This window comes from Mesorhizobium sp. WSM3879 (genome assembly GCF_002294915.1).
Lineage (GTDB): Bacteria > Pseudomonadota > Alphaproteobacteria > Rhizobiales > Rhizobiaceae > Mesorhizobium.
In genome coordinates, this window is sequence record NZ_NSFZ01000016.1 from 65,040 (window position 1) to 86,999 (window position 21,960).

Sequence of the window (21,960 nt, forward strand, 5' to 3'; positions counted from 1 at the left end):
ACGAGCGCCCTATGCGTTTGCAAACCGGAACCGGCACACCTCTCCGCAGCCGGCAAGAACGAAAACAAAATAGCGGACAGCCGGAGGCAACCTGGCATCAATGGCACAGTATGGCGTCGACCTCTTGTGGGTCCTTATCCTAGCTAGTCTCGGACTCAGCGCTCTCGCGATCTTCGTCTCAATAACCAGGCACCGTCACCAGCATGCAACGGCTGTGAACACGCCCGGTGCGGGCGAGGACGTCGCATCGGAAGCCGCACGCAAGGTGTTGCGCGAATTCGAGAAGAACGGGCAGTCGGTCGACGCCGCCCTCGTCACCTGGTCACCGGAGACGCTGCGCAAGATCCTTGCCGAGGATCTGCCGGACGCACAGGTCATCGTCGTCTCCAACCGCGAGCCCTACATCCACAATGAGGACGAGAACGGCGATGTCGAGCTCGTCGTGCCGGCGAGCGGACTGGTCTCGGCACTGGAGCCGATCACGCGCGCCTGCGCCGGCACTTGGATCGCCTATGGCGGCGGAAGCGCGGATCGTCAGGTCGTCGACCGCCACGACCGGGTACAGGTGCCGCCCGAAAATCCATCTTATGCCCTGCGCCGGGTCTGGCTGACCGACGAGGAATATCAGGGCTATTATCTCGGCTTCGCCAATGAAGGGCTTTGGCCGCTCTGCCATATAGCCTTTACCCGACCGATCTTCCGCGAGTCGGACTGGGCGGCCTACGAGGCCGTCAACCGCAAATTCGCCGAAACGGTGGTTGCCGAGGCGCGCAACGAGAGGCCGATCGTGCTGGTCCAGGATTATCATTTCGCGCTGCTGCCGCGCATGATCCGCGAGCGCCTGCCCGAGGCGATTGTCATCACCTTCTGGCACATCCCGTGGCCGAATTCGGAAGTGTTCAGCATCTGTCCGTGGCGCGAGCGCATTCTGGATGGGCTGCTGGGCAGCTCGATTATCGGCTTCCACACCCAGTTCCATGCCAACAACTTCACCGAGAGCGTCGACCGTTTCATGGAGAGCCGGATCGAACGGGCGGATGCCGCGGTGTCCTATGGCGGCCAGACGACTTTGGTCCACGCCTACCCGATCTCTATCGAATGGCCTGTGCAGCTCCTGAAGAGCCTGCCGCCGGTCGAGGAATGCCGCGCGCAAATCCGCGAGCGGTTCGGGATTCCAGCCGACGCCAAGCTGTGCGTCGGTGTCGAGCGCCTCGACTACACCAAGGGCATTCTCGACCGCTTCCATGCGCTGGAGGAACTGTTCATCCGCTACCCTGAAATGATCGGCAAGGCGGTGTTCCTGCAGGTCGCCGCACCGAGCCGGGGCACATTGCCGGCCTACAAGCACCTGCATGAGGAATGCCAGCGGCTCGCCGAGGGACTCAACGAGCGCTACGGCAACGGCAGCTATCGTCCGGTCGTGCTCGTGGCCGAGCATCACTCGCAGAGGGACGTCTACAAGATCTACCGCGCGGCCGACATCTGCCTCGTCACCAGCCTGCATGACGGCATGAACCTCGTGGCCAAGGAGTTCGTTGCCGCGCGCGACGACGAAGAGGGCGTGCTCCTGCTCAGCACGTTTGCCGGCGCCTCGCGCGAACTGCTCGAGGCGCTGATCGTCAATCCTTACGACGCGGCGATGATGAGCGAAGCCATGCGGCAGGCGCTGGTCATGGGGCCCGACGAGCAGCGCGAGCGCATGCGCCGCATGCGCGAGATCGTACGCGACAACAATGTCTATCGCTGGGCCGGCAGCATGCTGCTCGACGCGGCGCGATTGAGGAAGCGCGGCGAGCTCGACCGCGTCACGGCCTTGTCCGACCGCTCGGCAAACACCAACGGCGACAATGTCGTCTCTATCTTCGAACGCAAACAGGCAGTCGGATTCCGATGAACATCCAAGCAGATTTGACCCCACCGCTCCCCGAAGGCCGGTGGGCGCTCTTCCTCGATATCGATGGCACCTTGCTCGAGCACGCCGCCCATCCAGATAGCGTCGCGGTCAGCACGGACTTGCGTTCGCTGCTGCAAGCGGTCGAGCACCGGCTGGATGGAGCGCTCGCCTTCATCACCGGCCGCTCTATCGCGGCCGTCGACCGGCTGTTCGAGCCTTTGAAGCTGCGGATCGCCGGCCTCTACGGGCTGGAGCACAGGCTGACACCGGACGGACAAATCGAGGCCGCCGACGAGCCGGCGGATATGGCCGCACTTGCCGACGAAATCGAGCTGGAGTTGGCAAGCAAGGCCGTCTATGTGGAGCGCAAGGGGCCGGTGCTCGCCATCCACACGCGGGCAGCGCCGCAATTGCTGGCCCGCGCGACGGAGCTGGTCGAGACAGCACTTGCCCGGCTGCCGAAAGGCTACCGCGTAATTGCCGGCAATGCCGGTGTCGAACTGATGCCGCTAGAGGCGGCCAAGGGCGCCGCAATCCGGCGCTTCATGCAGCTTGAACCTTTCACCGGACGGCGTCCGGTATTCCTCGGCGACGACACGTCCGACGAAAACGGTTTTGAGACCGTCAATGCCGCGGGCGGGATCTCGATCCGCGTGAGGCCGCAGGGCGAGACCGCGGCGCGTTTCGCCATCGCCGATGTCGCCAGCGCGATCGCCTGGCTCGCGGCGAATTTCAATGACGGCTTCGAACAGACGGACCGCAGCGATCTGGTTGCCTGATCAATCTGGGAAAAGTGCGTCACGGTCCTTCGTCTGGGATCGCAAAAACGGCCCCACAACGGGGCCGTTTTGCCGGTAGCTGCACTGACTGGTTACTTGCTGCCGCCGTTCTCCTTGACGCTGCTGCAGAACTCCGGATGGCTGTTGGCTGCATTGGCGTTCTTGGCCTCGTCCTCACAAGCCGTCATCATCGCGGTCTGGTCCTCCGGCGACATTGCCTTCCACGCCTTCACGAAGGCGTCCTTGCTGACCATCGTCTTCATGCTGGAGTCGGTGTAGAAGGGCTGCATCTTGGCCGGGTCATCCAGCGCCGACGTGCCGGTTTCGCTAGCGGCGAGAGCCGAGCCGGCAACCATCGAAAGGGTCATTGCGCCAAGGCAGATCATCTTGATGTTCATGACATAACCTCCTGTTTCTCCGGATCGTTCGAGAAACGATCGTGTCATCAACGGAAGGTCCGGATCAAAGTTCCTCTATTCCCGTGAAATGCAGAAAAAAATTCTGAAGAAAAAATGGTACCGAGAGGGCCGAAAACTCTCCGTGGTCCGGCCGTTAAGTTTGGTTGCACTACACCACGGGCGGCAATCATTAGCAGGAATGTTACGTTCCAGGCGACGAGGCGCGATCAGTTCCTGTCGACCGGCTTGGAGCGCATCCGTGAAACGGTCTCGCGCTCGGCGCGCTTGGAGCGCAGCGGCGGCAGACCGCGGTCGACGAGGTCCATGTCCTCCAGCACCATGTCGCCCATGCGCTTGAAGGCAACGTCGAGCGCGCCGGCGCGGTGGGCTGAGCGCAGAAAGCCGGAAAGCGAGCGCACCGGATGGTCCTTCGCCAGCGGCTCCTCGGGAAACACGTCGCTGGCCGCCACGACATGGCCGCTTTTGACCGCTTCCATCAGCGCCGGGAAATCGACGACGCCGGCGCGGCTGAGCAGGATGAAAGCGGCGCCCTGGCGCATCTTGGCGAAAGCGTCGGCGCCGAGAAAACCCTGGTTCTCGCTGGTCACCGAGGCGACGACGAAAACGAAATCGCTTTCCGACAGCACCCTTTCGAGCGAGGCCGGCTCGACGCCATGCTCCACCAGCACGGAAGGCGGTAGCCAGGGATCGAAGACCCTAGTGCGCGTTCGGAAGCCGGTCAGCAGCCGATTGAGAGCGCGGCCAAGATCGCCGAAGCCGATGATGCCGACATCCGAACCTGAGAGGAGTCGCGCCGTCTGGTTGCCGTCACCGCCCCATAGTTCCTTGCCTTGCCGGAAGGCGAGGTCGGCATCGACGATGCCGCGCGCCAGGTTTAGCGCCATGGCAAGGCCGAGTTCCGCCACCGGCTCCGCGAACACCAGGCCGGTGGTGACGACGTGAATGCCGCGGGCAAACAGCGTCTCATAGGGCATGTTGTTGATGAGATTGGTCTCGACGTTGAAGATGCAGCGCAGCGCTTTCAACCTCTCCAGCGTCTGAGGGGTGATCGGCGGCTGGCCGACGATGTAGCGGGCTTCGGCCAGCACATCTGTCGGCAACTCCGAGACGCCTTCCGGCGTTGTCTCGACGATGCGATATCTTTTGCGGAAGCGCGCCAGCTGCGGCGGGGTGAAGATCAGGTCGAGCGTGCGCGGTTCGGGTGCGCTGATCACCAGCGGCGAGGCTTTGTTGGACATGATTTTCCTCCCGGCGCGATTGGATCGCACCAATCATATCAGCGTTTTTACCCCCGATGAAACGATTTACAACAGCGAAAAATCGATTTATCGATTATGTTAACGAGAGGGCGACCACTCGCCTCCGGGAGAAGATTAATGGCGCAACAGCAGGCCCAGCAGCGGCGCGCGTCGATCCACGATGTGGCAAGCCAGGCGGGCGTGTCGGCGGCCACCGTTTCCAAGGTTCTTTCCGGCGTCACCACGGTAAAACCGGAAAACGCGCAGCGCGTCCTCGATGCCGTCGAGCTTCTGGGCTACCGCGTCGATCCGCTCGCCTCGGATATGCGCAGGGCCAAGCGTCGCATCATCGGCGCCATCATGCCGGAGTTCGAAAGCGAGTTCTTCGGCCAGATGGTGAGCGAGCTCGAAGGCCTCGCCGAGCAACGCGGCTATACGCTGGTCGCCGCCTCCAGCCGGGAATCGGAGCAACGTGAGAAGGAGATCCTCGCCCGCATGCATGACTGGCGCGTTGCCGGCGTCGTACTGGCACCGGTGCGAAACGAGCACGGACCGGCGGCTGGTTTCATGAAAGCGAACGGCATGACAGGGGTGCTGATTGACCGCGTGCTTGCCGATGACGCCTTCGACACGGTTTCGGCCGACAGCGCTGCGGCAAGCGCCGAAGTGGCGCGCGCGCTGGTCAGCCAGGGCCATCGCCATGTTCTTGTGGTCGGTCTCGGCCAGCAGGCGGCGACCGTACGCGCCCGGCTGGAAGGGTTTCGCAAGACGGCAGTTGAGCTTGCGCCCGACATCCGGATCGACGTCGTACTCTGCGAAAGCGATGTCGGGCCCTTGCGGACGCTGCTTCGCGATTATTTCAGCCAGCGGGAAGACGGCGGCGACAGGCCTACGGCGGTCTATTCGCTCTTCCTCAAGGGCACGCTGGTGGCGCTTTCGGAATTTCGGCGGCGCGGCTGGCACTGCCCAAACGACATCTCGCTGGTCGGCTTCGACGACGCCGAATGGATGCAGGTGACGTGGCCGGCGATCGCCGCGGTGGTGCAGCCGGTGCGCGAGATCGCCGCCAACGCAATGGAGGTTCTGTTTCGCAGGATCGAAGGCGAGCGCGGCCCGCCGAGGGCGCGGCTCGAACCTTGCAAGGTGTTCATGCGGGAATCCGTTGGCTCGCCAGGCAGCGTCCCGCATTCCGGGGGAGGAGACCGACAATAACCCCCATTGTCGAAAACGGAAGAAGAGTGCCGGCCCTGGCCGAGGCATCCGGCGCAAACAAACGGAGGACGGAATGACATCGCTTTCCACAAAGATAAATCGATTTACTCTCGCATTGGGCGTGGCGCTTACCTTTGCCGCGGTCGGCACTGCTAAGGCCGAGGACGGCGAATATGGCGTGCTGATGAAGACCTTGGCCAATCCGTTCTGGGGCGCGATGGCGCAGGGCGTCGCCGACGGCGCCAAGGAAGCCGGCGTGAAATACTTCCAGCAGGCGGCCGAAAGCGACCAGGCGGCCGAGCCGCAGCTTAACCTCTGCAACACGATGCTCGAGCGCAAGCCGGTGGCGATGATCACCGCCGCCATCAACTCGACCAACCTCTTGCCCTGCCTGAAATCGGCGCAGGATGCCGGCATCAAGATCGTCGATCTCGACAACAATCTCGACCAGGCGGTTCTCGACAAGGAAGGCGTCAAGGTCACCTTCCATATCGGTTCCGACAACGTCGCCGCGGGTGCGCAAGGGGCCGAATATCTCGTCTCCAAGCTTGGCAAGGACGCCAAGGGTCCGGTGCTGGTGATCGAGGGTCTCTCAGGCAACATCACCGGCGAGAAGCGCGCCAAGGGCTTTGCCGACAAGCTCAAGGAACTGGCGCCGGGGCTCGAGGTGGTCGCCTCGCTGCCGGGCGATTGGGATCGCGGCAAGGCCGCCTCGATCGCCACCGACACACTGACGGCGCATCCCGATTTGGTTGCCATCTTCTGCGCCAACGACGGCATGGCGTTGGGCGCCGTGGAATCGGTCTACGCCGCCGGCAAGGGCGAGCAGGTGACGATCATCGGCGTGGACGGCAATGTCGACGCGGTGAAATCGATCAAGGAAGGCCGTCTGAACGCGTCCGTCGCCCAGCTTCCCTATCTCGTCGGCAAGCAGGCGGTCGAGAACGTCAAGAAGGCGCTGGCTGGCGAGAAGGTCGAGGAAAGCATCGCGGTGCCCACCCTGGTGCTGACCAAGGACGTGCTCGACGCCGGCAAGGAGCCGATGCTGCAATATGTGAAGTAAGAGAAGGGAGTAGGGGAGTAGGTCCGTAGGGAGTAGGAGGAGGAAGGTTTGCACTTCCAAGACCCGGCTCTCTCCCGCTCACTTCCCTATTCCCCTAGTCCCCCTACCCAGAAGGGTCAAGACATGGCTTCCGAAACGGCGCAGCCCGGGTTTTGGGCTCGGGTGCAGCGCGCATCCGTCGAGAGGCTCCACATCAGGCTGGAGTCGCTGCTGGTGCTTGTGCTGCTGAGCGCGGCGATGGCGCTTTTGTCGCCTTTCTTCCTGTCGCTCAGCAATTTTCTCAACATCCTGCTCGCGACATCGACGATCGGCGTGCTGGCGATCGCCGCGACCTTCGTCATCGGTTCCGGTGGGCTCGATCTGTCGCTTGGATCGGTCATGGGGCTCGCCGGCGTGGCGGGAGCCTTCGTTGCCGTCAACCTCGGCTGGCCATCGGTGTTCGCGGTGATCGCCTGCATTCTGGCCGGAAGTATCGCCGGCTACATCAACGGCCAACTGGTCACCCGCGCCTTCGTGCCCGCCTTCATCGTCACGCTCGGCATGCTGGGCCTTGCGCGCGGGCTGGCGCTCGTCATCTCGCAGGGCAGGGCGATCTACGGCCTGCCGCCGGAGATCGTCTATATCGGGCAAGGGAGGCCGCTCGGCATTCCGATGCCCGTCATCATCTTCGTGCTGACGGCGATCGTCGCGCATACGGTACTTGCCTATACGCGCTTCGGCCGCCACACTTTGGCGCTCGGCGACAGCGAGGGCGCGGCGCGCGCAGCCGGCATCCGCGTCGAGCAGCATCGCCGCATCATCTACACGCTCTCCGGCGCGCTTGCCGGGCTTGCCGGTCTCTTGTTCACCGCCCGCGTCAATGCGGGCGACCCGACCGCCGGCATCAACTACGAACTCACCGCGATCACCGCGGCGATCATCGGCGGCACCAACCTGTTCGGCGGCCGTGCCTCGATCCTCGGCACCATGATCGGCGCGCTGATCATGGGCGTGCTGCAGAACGGGCTGACGTTGCTTGCCGTGCAGTCCTACTACCAGCAGATGGCGATCGGCGCGGTTCTCATCCTCGCGGTCTTCATCGACCAGTATCAGGTGCGGAAGGAGTCGCGCGTATGACCCTGCTTTCGCTCCACAAGATCCGCAAAAGCTTCGGGGCGGTCGACGTGCTGCATGGCGTCGACCTGTCGGTCGCGGCCGGCGAGGTGGTCGGGCTGGTCGGCGACAACGGCGCCGGCAAGTCGACGCTGATGAAGACCATCACCGGCATCTACCGCGCCGACACCGGCTCGATCGAGTTCGACGGCAAGGACATCCTCGCTCTCGATCCCGGCCAGCGGCGCCGGCTCGGCATCGAGATGATCTACCAGGATCTGTCCTTGGCCAAGCAGCAGGACGTGGCCTCCAACATCTTCCTTGGCCGAGAGCCGACGAAAAGGCTGCTCGGCCTCTTCCCCGGCTTTGTCGACAAGACCGAGATGGATCGGCAGGCGGCCCGGATGATCGAGCGGCTCGGGGCGCAGTTGCCGTCGATCAGTCGTTCCGTCGGCTCCTTCTCCGGCGGCCAGCAGCAGACGGTGGCGATTGCGCGGGCGCTCACCTTCAACCCGAAGCTCGTCATCATGGACGAGCCGACGGCGGCGCTCGCCGTGCGCGAGGTGCAGAGCGTGCTCGATCTCATCCGGCGGCTGAAGTCTGAAGGCATCGCCGTCATTTTGATTTCGCACCGGCTGAACGACGTGCTGTCGGTCACCGATCGCATCGTCGTGCTGCGCCACGGCAGGGCGGATGCCGATCTTGTCACCGCCAAAACCAACATGAACGAAGTCGTCAGCCGCATCGTCGGCGGCGGCGACACGGCCGCCGCGGCGGCGCACGAGCAACGAGGCTGATATGAATGTTTTCGGACTGCACACTTTCGCCATCGCCCCGGTCTGGGATCTGGCCCGCATCGAGCCGCAGATGGACCGGCTGAAGGAGCTCGGCATCGGCCTGATGGAGATCCCGCTGCTCAGACCCGAGGAGATCGACACCAAGCGCACGCGCGGTTTTGCAAACCATTATGGCGTGCAGCTCATCCCGTCGCTCGGCTTGCCGCGCGCGCTCGACGTGGTGGAGCGGCCGGAAGAGGCGCTCGATTTCCTGCAGCCGGCCTTCAACGTCTGCAACGAGGTGGGCGCCGAGGCGCTCGGCGGCGTCACCTATGGCACGATCGGCAAGACCACCGGCCGGGCGCCGACGCAGCGGGAGATCGACGGCATGTGCCGCTTCCTCGAACGGGCGGCAAAGTCGGCGAAGGCACGCAGCCTGAAGCTCGGCATCGAACCCTGCAACCGCTACGAGACGCATCTGATCAACCGCGGCATCGATGCGGCGCGCATCATCGAGCGCATCGGCGCCGACAACATCTTCATCCATCTCGACACCTACCACATGCATATCGAGGAAGAGAGCTTCGCGGCCGGCTTCGAGGCGGCGGCGCCCTTCCTCGGCTATGTCCATGTGTCGGAGGCCAATCGCGGCGTGCCGGGGCGCGGCATGCTGAACTGGGCAGCCTGCATGAAGGCGATCGCCGACGTCGGCTATGAGGGCCCGATCACGCTCGAAAGCATGAACCATGTCGACGTCGACATCGCCGGGGGGCTCGCGGTATGGCGCCCGGTGGCGGACGACCCGCGCGACGTCATCGAGGTGGGGCTGCCCTTCCTGCGCGAGGAAGCGAAGAAGGCGGGGCTGACACTCGGGTAACGAAAGCTAGTTGCCCCGGCGCGTCAGCCAGCGGCGACGCGCCTCCAGCTGTTCGGCGAGTTCGGCCTCGTCCCAGTAGCCGATGAGCACGCCGGAGCCGATGATCGGGTCGAAATGCCCGACCTTGTCGTCGATCTCCGTCAGCCACTCGTCGGGGACGGTGATGCGGTTGTTGGGCAGCGCCAGCCAGCGCATCAGCATTTTGCGCAGCCTCTCGATGTCGCCAGCGGCCGACGGCTCGCGGCCGAGGTCGCGCAATTCGCCGGGGTCGTTCTGGAGATCGAAGAACATCGGCTCGACACCTTCGCCATGGACGAGTTTGGAGAGGCCGTCGGTGATCATGTAGAGCTTGCAGCCCGACACCGGCATGGCGAGCTTCAGCCGCGCCGCATCGCCGCTGTAGTCATATTCGCTGATGGCATAGTTGCGCAGGCTCTTCCGCTCACCCGAAGTCAGCGACAGCAGCGAGCGGCCTTCGAGGACATGCGGCTTGGGCCTGCCGCCGAAATAATCGAGGAAGGTGGGCGCGAGATCGATCATCTCGACCAGCGCGTCCGACGTGGTTCCTCTTGTGACGTCGGCTTCCGAACGAGGATCGTAGACGATCATCGGCACCTTCACCGCGACGTCGTGGAACAGGTATTTCTCGCCGAGCCAATGGTCGCCGAGATAGTCGCCGTGGTCAGAAGTGAAGACGACAAGCGTGTTCTTGAATAGGCCGCGCTTCTCCATGAAGTCGAACAAATGGCCGAGCTGATCGTCGATCTGCTTGATCAGGCCCATGTAGCAGGGAACAACCGTTTCGCGGACCTCATCGCGCGAGAAGTTCTTCGAATACCGCTCCTGCTGGAAGGCTTCGAAGATCGGGTTTGGCGAGACGCGCTCGGCTTCGCTGCGAACGGGCGGCTGGATCTCCGCCTTGCCGTACATGGCATGGTAGGGCGCCGGCACGATATAGGGCCAGTGCGGCTTGATGTAGGAAAGATGCGCGCACCAGGCTTCGCCCTTGGCCTCGGCGTCCTCGATGAAGCGCATGGCGCGGCGCGTCATGTAAGGCGTCTCGGAATGCTCCTCCGGAATGCGCGCCGCCTTGTCGGCATGGACGAGCAGCCAGCCGTTGAAATTCTCGCCATTCTCGCCTTCGCCGGAATTCGCCCAGTGCTCCCAAGGATTTTCGGCCTCGAAGCCGTGCTGGCGCAGATAGGTGTCGTAGACCGGATCGGGGTCGTAGCTGGTGGAGGGGTGCAGGCCGTCATCACGCTCGAACGGCTCGAAGCCGCATTCCGCGACACGCACGCCGATGACGGAATCCTTGGCGATGCCGAGGCGCTCCATGCCTTCCTCGTCGGCCTTCATATGTGTCTTGCCGATGAGCGCACAACGCACGCCGACCTCGCGCAGATGGTCGCCCAGCGTCGGCTCGCCGACCCTGAGCGGCACGCCATTATGCGTCGAGCCGTGCGAGCGGACGTAGCGGCCGGTATAGGCGCTCATGCGCGAGGGGCCACAGACCGTCGATTGCACATAGGCATTGGTGAAACGCACGCCGCGGCTGGCGAGCCGGTCGATGTTCGGCGTCGTCAGACTCTTGTGCCCGGCGCAGCTCAGATAATCGAACCGCAGCTGGTCGCACATGATGAAAAGGACGTTGCGTTTCGAGGTCATTGCTGCCCGTCGGAATGGTTCTCGAACCCGGTAATGCCAGAACAATCAGCGCATGCCAACCAGGGCAACCAGCCTGTACAGCTCACCAGAGAACTTTACAAAATCATTTTTCCATGTGAAGTCTCAGGCATCCCAAGGATCCCAAATGACATCCCACCGTTTTGCCACCCGTCTCAATTCCTTCGCCTCGCGGCCCGAGGCGGAGTGGGCCGGGCTTACCGGGAAGCCCTCGGTGCTGCAGATGGCGGCGCGGGCGGCCAAGGTCGAGGGGCTCACCGATCTCGATCTCAACTATCCCGACCATATCGGTGAAAACCCCAGGGAAATCGCACGGAGGCTTGGCGATCTTGGGCTTTCCATCAATGGCTTCGCGATGCGCTACTACTCCAATCCCGCCTTCAAGCTCGGCGCGTTCACCAATCCCGATCCGGCAGTGCGGCGTGAAGCCATCGACCTTACCAAGGCTGGCATCGATGCGGCGCAAGAGGCGGGCGCCAGTCTCATGACATTGTGGCTGGGGCAGGATGGTTTCGACTACGCTTTCCAGGCCGACTACGCGACGCTTTGGCAACACGAAATCGACGGTATTCGTGAAGTTGCGGCGCATGACCCCGATTGCGCCATCAGTCTCGAATATAAGCCGAACGAGCCGCGCTCCTATTCACTGATGCCGGATGCCGCGACCACGTTGCTGGCGATCCGCGAGGCCGGCCTGCCCAATCTGGGCGTCACTCTCGACTTCGCGCATGTTCTTTATGCCGACGAGCAACCGGCCTTTGCCGCCGCTCTTGTCGCCCGTCACAGCAGGTTGCTCGGCGTTCATCTCAACGATGGCTACGCCAAGCGCGACGACGGCCTGATGGTCGGCGCCGTGCACACGCTGCAGACGATCGAGCTGCTGCGCCAGATACGCAGGGACGGCTACGCCGGTGCCATCTATTTCGACACCTTTCCGGACATGACCGGTCTCGACCCGGTGCGCGAATGCGAGGTCAACATCGCGACCGTCAAGCGCATGTTGCGGGTCGTCGAGCGGCTGGGGCAGGACAATCGGCTGGCGGCTGCCCTCGACGGACAGGACGCGGTTGCCTCTCAGGCTGTCGTCCAAGAAATCCTGCTCGGAGCAAATGCAGGATGACGTCCGCGGATCTCCGAGCTGTGGGGCCGCGCATCCGCATGATGATGCCGCATCTCACACCGCTGGAGGCAAAGGTGGTGGAAACCGTGTTCGGCCGCCGCGGTTTCGACGAGACGATCCCTTTGAAAGAGATCGCTGACGAGGCCGGCGTCTCCGAGGCGATGGTGGTGAAGATCGCCAAGAAGCTGGGCTTCTCCGGCTATCGCGACTTCCGGACGGCAGTCTGCGAATACAGCCGCTCGCCGACCGCCGAGATGCACCGGGAACTCTCCGTCGACGATAGTTCGGCCGAGATCGTGCAAAAGGTCTTCCGCACTTCCATACAGGCGCTGGAGGAAACGCTCGCGATCCTTGACATCGGCGATTTCGACCGGGCCGCCGACCTCATTTATCGATCCAGAAATCGCGACTTCTACGGCGTCGGCGGCTCAGCTCAGATTGCCCGGGACGTCTCGCACAAGTTCCTGCGCATCGGCATCCGCGCGGCGGTTTACGACGATTCCCACATGATGCTCATGTCGGCCTCGCTCCTCGGCGCCGAAGACATTGCCGTCGGCTTTTCCCATTCCGGCAACAGCAGCGCGGTGATTGATGCCGTTCAACTCGCCAGAAAGAACGGCGCCCGCACGCTTGCCGTAACCAACTACGCCAACTCGCCACTGGCAGCCGAGGCGGATGTCGTGCTCTGCTCGACCGCGCGGGGGTCGCCGCTGATGGGCGAGAATGCGGCCGCCCGTATCGCCCAGCTCAACATCCTGGATGCGCTGTTCGTCGCGGTGGCGCAGCGCGACTATCAGGCGGCGGAGCACAATCTCGGCCGCACCATGTCGGCAGTGACGTCGAAACGCCAGGACAAGAACAGATGAAAGATCATCGCGGATGAGCGTTGCTTCAGCGGGGGTGGTGGTCGTGTTCGGCAGCCTGCATTACGACATCCTGGTCGACGCACCGGATCGTCCGCGCAAGGGCGAGACGGTGACCGGTTTCGGCTGGCAGCCGAAATGCGGCGGCAAGGGCGGCAATCAGGCCCTGTCGGCGGCGCGCGCGGGGGCGAGGTCGGCGATGATCGGCGCCGTCGGCGACGACGATTTCGGCCGCGCGCTGCTCGCCAATCTCAGCCGCAGCAATGTCGATCACCGCTTCGTGCGAACAGAACCGGGGATCCGATCAGGCATGAGCGTGGCCATCTTCGACGACGATGGCGACTACGGCGCGGTGATCGTTTCCGGCAGCAATCTGACACTCGGCGAAAAGGATGTCGCGGCGGCCGCCGGTCTGCTCGCGCAGACTTCGGTGCTGTTGCTGCAGAACGAAGTTCCGGAAATCGCCAACATCGCTGCCGCGCGCGCGGCGAAGGCTCACGGCTGCTGCGTCGTGCTCAACGCGGCGCCGGCCCGGCCGCTGCCCGCCGAACTCACCGGGCTCGTCGACATCGTGATCACCAACGCCATAGAGGCGGAGTTCCTGGCCGGCATTCCGGTCGTCGACACGCTTCAAGGCGCAGCTGAGGCAGCGCGGCAATTGGCAATCGTTTGTCCGGCCGCAATCGTCACCGCCGGCGGCGATGGCGTCGCCTATGACGACCGCGATGGCCGCGCCTTGGCGCTCGTTGCCATTCCGGTGAAGGTGGTCAGCACCCATGGCGCCGGTGATGAATTCGTCGGTGCCTTTGCGGCTGCACTTGCTCGCGGCGAGCCCACCGAGGCCGCCATCGCCGCCGCGAATGCCGCCGCCGCCCTGCTGGTCTCGACCCCGGAGGCGGATCGCCAAACGCCCCCTCAAAAGATCCAAGGCGGCGTGCACCGTCCAGAGTAGCCTTCGGTTTACCGATCTAGACAACTGGTGCAATGTTGGTTTGGAGGATCGAGATCGTGCCATTCGTCAGTATCGGCGGCATTGCGTTGCACCATCGCCTTATCGCCGGGACGGCTGCTGCGCGCCCGATCATCTTCATCAATTCGCTCGGCACCGACTTGCGGATCTGGGACGATGTCGTCGCACGGCTTGCCGGTGAGATGCCGATGCTCGTCTATGACAAGCGCGGCCACGGACTTTCCGACATCGGCAGCGGCGTGCGCTCGATCGACGACCATGTCGACGATCTGAGCGCGCTCATCGATTGCTTCGGCTTCCAGAAGGTCGTGCTTTTTGGCCTGTCGGTCGGCGGCATGGTCGCGCAGGGGTTCTATGCACGGCGGCCCGAACTCGTCGAAGCGCTGATCCTCAGCGACACCGCGCACAAAATAGGCACCCCCGAGAGCTGGAACAGCCGCATCGCGACGGTCGAGCGTGACGGCATCGAGGCGATTGCCGATGGCATCATGAAGGTGTGGTTCACGCCGGATTTTCATGCCAACCGCGCCGCCGAGCTTGCCGGTTGCCGCAACATGCTGACCAGGCAGGCGCTGCCGGGTTACATCGGCACGTGTATGGCGGTTCGCGACGCGGATTTCACCGACAGCGCGCGCCGCATCGCGGTGCCGACGCTCTGCATCGTCGGCGACCAGGACGGCTCGACGCCGCCCGATCTCGTGCGCTCGCTTGCCGACCTGATCCCCGGCGCGCGCTTCGAGCTGATCCGCGGCGCCGGGCACATACCCTGCATCGAGCAGCCCGACGCGGTCGTCGCCCTGATCCGCGCCTTCGTCGCGTCGTTGCCTGAGGGAAAGCATCTCCATGGGCGATGACGCAAACAATACCAACCGATACCGGACCGGGCTCGAGGACGACGCATCGCAATCGATTGCGAGGCGGTGCGCTTCTCCTGGTGGATGACGACGATCCTGCACCGCTTCCCCGAGACGGGTGAGTTCGGCCAGCGCATCCAGGAAGCCGGCCTCGATTATCTCGTACACATCACTGCCGCCTCGACCGCGCTGGCGGAGAACAATGTCGGCCTGCCTTACTGAGCGGACCGAGTCGTCAGACCCGTTCCAGTGCAATCGCAATGCCCTGGCCGACGCCGATGCACATCGTGGCCAACGCGTAGCGGCCGCCGCGCTCGCGCAGCTCCAGCGCCGCCGTGCCGGTGATGCGCGCGCCCGACATGCCAAGCGGATGACCGAGCGCGATCGCGCCGCCGTTGGGGTTCACATGCTCCGCCTGCTCGGAAATTCCGAGTTCGCGCAGCACGGCAATGCCTTGCGAGGCGAAGGCTTCGTTCAACTCGACGACGTCGAATTGGTCAGGCCTCAAGCCGAGACGGGCGCAGAGCTTTTTGGTTGCCGGCGCGGGACCGATACCCATGATGCGCGGCGCGACGCCGGCAACAGCACCGCCGAGAATGCGGGCGATCGGCGTCAGGCCATGTTTCCTGGCCGCCGCTTCGGAGGCGATGATCAGCGCGGCAGCACCGTCATTGACGCCGGAGGCGTTGCCGGCAGTCACGGTGCCGCCCTGGCGGAACGGCGTCGGCAGCTTGGCCAGCGCCTCGATGGTCGTGCCGGCGCGGGGATGCTCGTCCTTCGAGACGACGATTGGCTCGCCTTTTCTTTGCGGGATCGCCACCGGCGTGATCTCCTTCGCCAGCCGGCCATTGGCCTGCGCCGCAACAGCCTTGTCCTGGCTGCGCGCGGCAAAGGCGTCCTGGTCGGCTCTGCTGACCAAAAACTCCTCGGCGACGTTCTCGCCGGTCTCCGGCATGGAATCGACGCCGTACTGCTTCCTCATCAGCGGGTTGACGAAGCGCCAGCCGATGGTGGTGTCGTAGATCTCGGCATTGCGCGAGAAGGCGGTGTCGGCCTTCGGCATGACGAAGGGCGCGCGGCTCATCGATTCCACCCCGCCGCCAATCATCAGCTCGGCCTCGCAGGCCCTGATGGCTCGGGCGGCGATGGTGACGGCATCCATGCCCGAGCCGCACAGCCGATTGACCGTCGAACCCGGAATGTCCTGGGGAAGGCCGGCCAGCAGCAGCGCCATGCGGGCGACGTTGCGGTTGTCCTCGCCGGCCTGGTTGGCGCAGCCAAAGACGACGTCGTCAACCGTGGCCCAGTCGACGCCCAGGTTGCGCTCGACCAACGCCTTCAGCGGAATGGCGGCGAGATCGTCGGCTCGCACCGAGGATAGCGCGCCGCCAAAACGGCCGATCGGCGTGCGGATGTAGTCGCAGATGAAAGCATCAGTCATTATGCAGCTTTCCCTTTGGCGGTACCCGCATGCGCGGCCTTGGTGCGCGCCTGCAAATCGCGCAATGTCTTCAGCTCGAGTTCCGTCGGCGCCGGCGTCTCGTCAAGCGCCTCGGCAAACTTTGCTTCCCAGCCACAGGTCGCCTGCACCTCTTCGCGGGTGACGCCGGGATGCAGCGACACGACGGTGAATTCCTTGGTGACACGGTCCGGCTTCCAGACGGCGAGGTCGGTGATCAGCAAGCTCGGACCGGCGGTGTCGATGCCGAGCCGCTTGCGATGGTCGCCACCCTCGCCATGGCCGAAGGAGGTGAAGAAGTCGATCTTTTCGACCATGCCGCGCTTCGACTGCGCCATGGTGATGTAGACCTCTCGCGAGGAGGTGGCGATTTCCGGCGCGCCGCCGCCGCCGGGCAGCCGCGTCTTGGGATGCGCATAGTCGCCGATGACCGTAGTGTTGATGTTGCCGAATTTGTCGAGCTGGGCGGCGCCTAGGAAGCCTATCGAGATGCGGCCGCCTTGCAGCCAATAGCGGAACATCTCCGGCACCGCGACGGTGGTGACCGCCGTCTCGCACAATTCGCCGTCGCCGATCGACAGCGGCAAAATGTGGGGCGCGGTGCCGATGGTGCCGCTCTCGTAGATCAGCGTGATGTCCGGCGCATGGGTCAGCCGCGCGACATTGCAGGCGGCCGACGGCGCCCCGATGCCGACAAAGCAGACATCGTCGTTCTTCAGCGCACGGCTGGCGGCGATCGTCATCATCTCGTTGGGGGTGAAGCACAGATCATTCTCGCTCATGCGGCTTTCCTCAGATGCTCGACGCGAGCCGCGAAGTCGTCTGCGCTGCTCTCGATGACGTTCTTCTGCATCCATGCCTGGAAGCGGTCGCGGTCGGCGGCGATCTCGTCCCATTCGAGATAGGCGGAGTTGTCGCGCTCGTAATAGCCATGCGTGTAGGACGGATGGGAGCCGCCCGGCACGATCGAGATTGCCGCGATCGTCCAATTCGGCAGCACCGTCAGATTGGGGTGGAGATCGTCGAAACTGTCGACCACTTCCTCGACGGTCACCACCGCGCGTTTGGCGGCGAGCACGGCCTCTTTCTGGATGCCGATGATGCCTTCGACCAGCACATTGCCTTTGCGGTCGGCCTTCTGCGCGTGGATGAAGGTGACGTCGGGCCGGATCGCCGGAACGGCGGCCAGCACCTCGCCGGTAAACGGGCAGGTTATGGACTTGATGTTTGCATTGACGGCGGCAAGGCCTGCGCCGCGATAGCCGCGGAACACCGCGCAGGGCAGGCCGGCGGCCCCCGCCTCATAGGCGTTGGCCATGCCGGCATGGCTGTGCTCCTCGACCTCGATCGGCCGCGGAAAGCCGTTCTCGATGGCGTCGCGAACGCGCCTGAGCAGGCCGACGCCGGGATTGCCGAGATAGGAGAAGACGATCTTCTTGGCCATGCCCATGCCGATCATCTGATCGTAGATCAGGTCGGGCGTCATGCGGATCAGCGTCAGGTCGCGAAAGCCCTGGCGGATTGCCTCATGCGCCGCGGCGGTCGGAATCAAATGGGTGAAGCCCTCGAAGGCGACCGTATCGCCATCGTGCAGAGTCTCCGCAACGGCCTTTTTCAGCGGCAGGAAGTTGACCATCGTCCATTGCTCCGGAGATCAAGGTTCATATCGGAGCATATGAGAGCGCCCCTCTCGCGTCACTATGAGGATGCCTGCAGTCAGATGAGGTGCAGCGCAAAACATCCGGACATGCACGACGTGGCCGTTGACGCTTCGTCTCAGATACGCTAATGAACAGGATTATACAGGTTCATTGAACAGGTATCTATATGGCCCGTCGCGCGACGCAACTCACTCCCGGCACGGGCAAGCCCGAGCAGATCGCGACGGTTCTGGAGCACGAGATCCGCTCAGGCGTGCTCGGCTTCGGCGATCGCCTGCAGAGCGAGAACGAGCTCGTCCAGCGCTTCTCGGTCAGCCGCAACACGGTTCGCAAAGGGCTGGAAGAGCTTTCAAGCCGCGGCCTCATCACCACCAAGGTCGGCATCGGGTCCTTCGTCACTTTCGACGGCATGCCGGTCGATGACGCGATCGGCTGGTCGCGCGCGCTCGCCAATGCGGGCGCCAATGCCGAAACCCGGACGCTTAGGCTCGAGATCATCGAGGATGCCGAGCTCGCGGCAAAGCTCGGTGTCGAGAGCTCGTCTTTCATCGCCGTCGATCGCGTCCGTACCAATGCCGATGACGGCCATGCGATCTCGATCGAACGCAGCCGCCTGCCACTGTCGCCCGAGCTGGAAGACGTGCCGCTGCGCGGGCTTCGCGAAGGCTCGCTGCACCAGACGCTGCGCGGGGCAGGGCTGGTGTCCGACCATGGCGAGGAGTGGGTCGACATCGAGATGCTCAGCGCTGCTGATGCCGCCATCCTCGATTGCGCGCCGGGCACGCCGTTCCTCAGGACGCGGCGGCTGACGCGCGCCGCCGACGGCCGCGCCATCGAATTCGTCACCAGCCTGCTCAACCCGGCGCATTTCGCGCTGCATCTGGAGTTCTGAGCATGGCGGCCGACGCGATCGACCGGGCGATGGGCGCGCTGATCGGCGGCGCGCTTGGCGATGCGCTGGGCATGCCGACACAGCTTCTGTCGCCCGCCCGCATCGCCGAGCTCTATGGCCATGTCGAGGGTTTCGTTGCGCCCGCCGTCGACCATCCGGTGTCGAAGGGGCTGCCGGCAGGTGCCATCACCGACGACACCGAGCAGGCCCTGCTGCTCGGCCGCATCCTGGTCAGCTCCGGCAATCGCTTCGACCATGCGCGATGGGTCAACGCGCTGCTCGACTGGGAGCGCGACGTCAAGGCGCGTGGCAGTTACGACCTGCTTGGACCGTCGACCAAGCGGGCCATCGACGCCATCAATAACGGCGTGCCGGCGGAAGAAGCGGGGCGAACTGGCGACACCAACGGCGCCGCGATGCGGATTGCGCCGGTCGGCATTATGATCCGCCCGGAGCCGCTCGATGCCCTGGTTGCGAAAGTCGCGGAAACCTGCCGGGCTACGCACAATACGTCGATTGCGATTGCCTCCGCAGCCGCAGTTGCTGCCGCGGTCAGTCTCGGTGTTTCGGGCGCCGACTGGCGCGCTGCTTCCGGCCATGCCGTCGCGGCGGCAAAGCTTGGTGCCGCGCTCGGTCACTGGGTCACCGGCGGCGACATCGCCGAACGCATCCTCTGGGCGCAGGAACTTGTGCGCGGGAAGCGCGACAAAGAGGCGATCCGGTTAATCGTTGACCTGATCGGCACGGGGGTCGCCAGCCAGGAGTCGATTCCTGCAGCATTCGCCGTGCTGGAGGTTGCCAACGGGGATGCGTGGCGAGCGGCAGTGATCAGCGCCAATCTCGGTGGCGACACCGACACCATAGGGGCCATCGCCGCCGGCATGGCGGGCGCCTGTTCGGGCCTGTCGGGCCTGCCGCAAGATCAAATCGCGGGACTGAAGGGCATCGATCTCGCGGAGGTCGAGCCGTTGGCCAATGATCTTGTCGCGGCGCGCATGGCGAAGGCCCGTGGCGGCAAGGAGGACGCCGCATGAGCGGGCGCCTCGTTCATGTCGGCAGCGCGGTGGTCGACTATGTATATCGCATCGACGCTCTCCCGGCGGCGGGCAGCGAAAAGACCGCGACGAGCTATTCGCGCGTCGCCGGCGGCGGCTTCAACATGATGGTCGCGGCGAGCCGCACCGGCATGAAGGTGGTGTTCGGCGGACAGCTTGGCATCGGGGCAGACGGCGACTTCCTGCGCGCGGCTTTCGCCGCTGAAGGCATTGAGACGCTGACGCCGCCGTCACCCTTGATGGACAGCGGCAATTGCGTCGCCATGATCAGCAGCGATGCGGAACGCACCTTCGTCTCATGGCCGGGCGCGGAGAGCGTGCTGACACCGGACATGATGGTGCCCGTCCAAGTCATTCCGGGCGATTGGGTTTTCACCTCCGGCTATACGTTGAGCTACCCTGGCAGCCGCGAAGCGCTCGTCGACTGGATCGAGGCGCTGCCGGAGGAAGTTCCCGTAGTCTTCGATCCGACGCCTGTGATCGGGGAGATTCCGCGCCCGATCCTGGAAAGGGTGCTTGCCCGCATCGACTGGCTGAGCTGCAACGCCGACGAGGCCGCCGCAATAGCCGGCCGTGGCGACGCGCAGACCGTCGCGATCCGGCTTCTGGCCGAACACTGCCCGAAAGCCGCGGGCGTCGTGATCCGCGCCGGCGCGCATGGCTGCCTTGTGCGGCTGGCAGAAGGCGGCACGCACGCGATCCCCGGCTTCGCGGTCAGCGCCGTCGACACCAATGGTGCCGGCGATACGCATATCGGCGCCTTCGTCAGCGCATTGTCGCGCGGCCTGTCGCCCTGCGAAGCGGCGCGCTACGCGAACGCCGCGGCGGCCGTTTCCGTCACCCGTCATGGCGGCTCGTCCGCGCCGACCGACAGTGAGATCCAGGAATTCCTAAGTCATCGCGATCAAGGAACGATAGCGCATGGCCGGGAGGACGCGACTGCAACTTAACAAGCCCATCAACCGGGCCAACAATGAGAGGAAAAAACATGCGCATGCCCAGACTGACCGCTTTTCTGACGGCGACCGCCGTCTTCGTCTCAGCATTCACGTTTGCCGCCCAGGCCGCCGAAGAAGTGCATGTGCTCAACTGGAAGGGCTACGGCGCCGACGAGCCATGGGCGGTCGCCAACTTCGAGAAGGCGACCGGCTACAAGGTCGTCAATGATTTCTTCAACTCCGAACAGGAGATGCTGACCAAGCTGAGGACCAATCCCGGCCTCTACGACGTCGTCATGATCAATGCCGCCTTCAACGATCAGGCGATGGCCGGCAAGCTGATCCAGCCGATCGATACGTCGAAGCTCTCCAACTATGCCGATATCGCCAAGGACAAGGCCGGCTCGCCGATGCTGAACCATGACGGCAAGGTCTATGGCGTGCCGTGGGTATGGGGCCTGACCGCTCTAGCCATCAACGAGAAGTCGTTCGACAAGCCGCCGACGAGCATAGCCGAGATGTGGGATCCGGCACATAAGGGCCGCGTCATCATCCGCGACGACGCCGTCGAGGCGGTGCAGTTCGGCGCCATCGCATCGGGGCAGAACATCAACGACATCAAGGATATGGGCGCGGTCAAGGCGAAGCTCACTTCGCTGATGCCGCAGATCAAGACCTTCTGGAGTTCGGAGAACGACTGGAACCAGATGGTTGCCTCCAACCAGATCGATATCGGCACCTACTGGAGCGGCTCCGCCGACCGCGCCAAGACGCATTTCAAGCTGCCGGTCTCGCTGGTCATCCCGCAGGAAGGCGCCGTCGCTTGGCTGGACGCCTTCTCCATCCCGGCCGGTTCCAAGAATGTCGCCGGCGCCGAGGCCTTCATAAACTACATGATCGACCCGAAATTCTATGTCGAATGGGTCACCAAGGTCGGCGCGCCGGTTTCGGCCAACACCAAGGCGGTCGAGGCGCTGCCCGAGGACGCCTTCAACCGAAAGGTCATGGGCAGCCCAGAGGTCGCCAAACGTATCCAGTTCCAGGCGCCGGTCACCGATGAGCAGCGCGAGAAATACCTGGCACTTTGGCAGGAGCTGAAGGTCAACGTGAAATAG

21 protein-coding genes and 1 pseudogene are annotated in these 21,960 nt (G+C 64.1%); 16 read left to right on the forward strand and 6 right to left on the reverse strand.

Annotation, left to right across the window (positions count from 1 at the left end; genetic code table 11):
• Positions 1–100 precede the first annotated feature (100 nt).
• Positions 101–1,894, forward strand: coding sequence for a trehalose-6-phosphate synthase (locus CK218_RS26615; RefSeq protein ID WP_095829423.1), 1,794 nt, complete (start codon positions 101–103; stop codon positions 1,892–1,894).
• Positions 1,891–2,673, forward strand: coding sequence for a trehalose-phosphatase (gene otsB, locus CK218_RS26620; RefSeq protein ID WP_066992182.1), 783 nt, complete (start codon positions 1,891–1,893; stop codon positions 2,671–2,673). The genes CK218_RS26615 and otsB overlap by 4 nt, the downstream gene beginning before the upstream one ends.
• 92 nt (positions 2,674–2,765) lie before the next feature.
• Here otsB and CK218_RS26625 read toward each other — a convergent pair whose 3' ends face one another.
• Both CK218_RS26625 and CK218_RS26630 read right to left on the reverse strand, forming a co-directional pair.
• Positions 2,766–3,071: a hypothetical protein gene (locus CK218_RS26625; RefSeq protein WP_066992184.1), complete on the reverse strand. Its 306-nt coding sequence runs from the start codon at positions 3,069–3,071 to the stop codon at positions 2,766–2,768.
• A gap of 227 nt (positions 3,072–3,298) precedes the next feature.
• Positions 3,299–4,330, reverse strand: a complete 1,032-nt coding sequence (locus CK218_RS26630; protein ID WP_095829424.1) for a hydroxyacid dehydrogenase — start codon at positions 4,328–4,330, stop codon at positions 3,299–3,301.
• Between the two features lie 138 nt (positions 4,331–4,468).
• On the opposite strand from CK218_RS26630, the gene CK218_RS26635 reads away from it, so the two are divergent.
• The 5 genes from CK218_RS26635 (at position 4,469) to CK218_RS26655 (ending at position 9,350) form a co-directional block, all read left to right on the forward strand.
• Positions 4,469–5,542, forward strand: coding sequence for a LacI family DNA-binding transcriptional regulator (locus CK218_RS26635; RefSeq protein WP_095829425.1), 1,074 nt, complete (start codon positions 4,469–4,471; stop codon positions 5,540–5,542).
• 73 nt (positions 5,543–5,615) lie between these two features.
• Positions 5,616–6,605: a substrate-binding domain-containing protein gene (locus tag CK218_RS26640; RefSeq protein ID WP_127217102.1), complete on the forward strand. Its 990-nt coding sequence runs from the start codon at positions 5,616–5,618 to the stop codon at positions 6,603–6,605.
• A 123-nt stretch (positions 6,606–6,728) separates the two neighbouring features.
• Positions 6,729–7,721, forward strand: coding sequence for an ABC transporter permease (locus CK218_RS26645; protein WP_066992192.1), 993 nt, complete (start codon positions 6,729–6,731; stop codon positions 7,719–7,721).
• Positions 7,718–8,494 carry an ATP-binding cassette domain-containing protein gene (locus tag CK218_RS26650; protein ID WP_095829426.1) on the forward strand — a complete coding sequence of 259 codons (777 nt, stop codon included), beginning with the start codon at positions 7,718–7,720 and terminating at the stop codon, positions 8,492–8,494. The genes CK218_RS26645 and CK218_RS26650 overlap by 4 nt, the downstream gene beginning before the upstream one ends.
• Before the next feature lies 1 nt (position 8,495).
• On the forward strand, positions 8,496–9,350 hold the full coding sequence (locus CK218_RS26655; RefSeq protein ID WP_095829427.1) for a sugar phosphate isomerase/epimerase family protein: 855 nt from the start codon (positions 8,496–8,498) through the stop codon (positions 9,348–9,350).
• 6 nt (positions 9,351–9,356) lie between these two features.
• On the opposite strand, the gene CK218_RS26660 is transcribed toward CK218_RS26655, so the two are convergent.
• Positions 9,357–11,015 carry a sulfatase-like hydrolase/transferase gene (locus CK218_RS26660; protein WP_095829428.1) on the reverse strand — a complete coding sequence of 553 codons (1,659 nt, stop codon included), beginning with the start codon at positions 11,013–11,015 and terminating at the stop codon, positions 9,357–9,359.
• 145 nt (positions 11,016–11,160) lie between these two features.
• On the opposite strand from CK218_RS26660, the gene CK218_RS26665 reads away from it, so the two are divergent.
• From CK218_RS26665 to CK218_RS26685, 5 genes and pseudogenes are all read left to right on the forward strand, one after another.
• A complete protein-coding gene (locus CK218_RS26665; RefSeq protein WP_095829429.1) occupies positions 11,161–12,153 on the forward strand; it encodes a sugar phosphate isomerase/epimerase family protein in 993 nt (330 codons plus the stop codon).
• A complete protein-coding gene (locus tag CK218_RS26670; protein WP_095829430.1) occupies positions 12,150–13,019 on the forward strand; it encodes a MurR/RpiR family transcriptional regulator in 870 nt (289 codons plus the stop codon). The genes CK218_RS26665 and CK218_RS26670 overlap by 4 nt, the downstream gene beginning before the upstream one ends.
• Before the next feature lie 13 nt (positions 13,020–13,032).
• Positions 13,033–13,968 carry a PfkB family carbohydrate kinase gene (locus CK218_RS26675; RefSeq protein WP_095829431.1) on the forward strand — a complete coding sequence of 312 codons (936 nt, stop codon included), beginning with the start codon at positions 13,033–13,035 and terminating at the stop codon, positions 13,966–13,968.
• Between the two features lie 56 nt (positions 13,969–14,024).
• A complete protein-coding gene (pcaD, locus tag CK218_RS26680; protein ID WP_095779457.1) occupies positions 14,025–14,840 on the forward strand; it encodes a 3-oxoadipate enol-lactonase in 816 nt (271 codons plus the stop codon).
• 60 nt (positions 14,841–14,900) lie between these two features.
• Positions 14,901–15,062 (forward strand): annotated as a pseudogene (locus CK218_RS26685) (4-hydroxybenzoate 3-monooxygenase); the annotation flags it as partial.
• Between the two features lie 13 nt (positions 15,063–15,075).
• Here the strand turns inward: CK218_RS26685 and pcaF are convergent.
• The 3 genes from pcaF to CK218_RS26700 are packed head-to-tail and all read right to left on the reverse strand — an operon-like array spanning position 15,076 to position 17,935.
• Positions 15,076–16,281 (reverse strand): 3-oxoadipyl-CoA thiolase, encoded by a 1,206-nt coding sequence (gene pcaF / locus CK218_RS26690; protein WP_095829432.1) that lies wholly within the window; start codon positions 16,279–16,281, stop codon positions 15,076–15,078.
• Entirely contained in the window at positions 16,281–17,081 is an 801-nt protein-coding gene (locus tag CK218_RS26695) for a CoA-transferase subunit beta (protein WP_095829433.1), read from the reverse strand. Before CK218_RS26695 ends, pcaF begins: the two co-directional genes overlap by 1 nt.
• Entirely contained in the window at positions 17,078–17,935 is an 858-nt protein-coding gene (locus CK218_RS26700) for a CoA transferase subunit A (protein WP_066992218.1), read from the reverse strand. The genes CK218_RS26695 and CK218_RS26700 overlap by 4 nt, the downstream gene beginning before the upstream one ends.
• 191 nt (positions 17,936–18,126) lie before the next feature.
• On the opposite strand from CK218_RS26700, the gene CK218_RS26705 reads away from it, so the two are divergent.
• The 4 genes from CK218_RS26705 to CK218_RS26720 are packed head-to-tail and all read left to right on the forward strand — an operon-like array spanning position 18,127 to position 21,960.
• Positions 18,127–18,852 (forward strand): GntR family transcriptional regulator, encoded by a 726-nt coding sequence (locus CK218_RS26705; protein WP_066992221.1) that lies wholly within the window; start codon positions 18,127–18,129, stop codon positions 18,850–18,852.
• Between the two features lie 2 nt (positions 18,853–18,854).
• Positions 18,855–19,886 carry an ADP-ribosylglycohydrolase family protein gene (locus tag CK218_RS26710; RefSeq protein WP_066992224.1) on the forward strand — a complete coding sequence of 344 codons (1,032 nt, stop codon included), beginning with the start codon at positions 18,855–18,857 and terminating at the stop codon, positions 19,884–19,886.
• Positions 19,883–20,857, forward strand: a complete 975-nt coding sequence (locus tag CK218_RS26715; RefSeq protein ID WP_095829434.1) for a PfkB family carbohydrate kinase — start codon at positions 19,883–19,885, stop codon at positions 20,855–20,857. The genes CK218_RS26710 and CK218_RS26715 overlap by 4 nt, the downstream gene beginning before the upstream one ends.
• 38 nt (positions 20,858–20,895) lie before the next feature.
• Positions 20,896–21,960 (forward strand): ABC transporter substrate-binding protein, encoded by a 1,065-nt coding sequence (locus CK218_RS26720; protein ID WP_066992230.1) that lies wholly within the window; start codon positions 20,896–20,898, stop codon positions 21,958–21,960.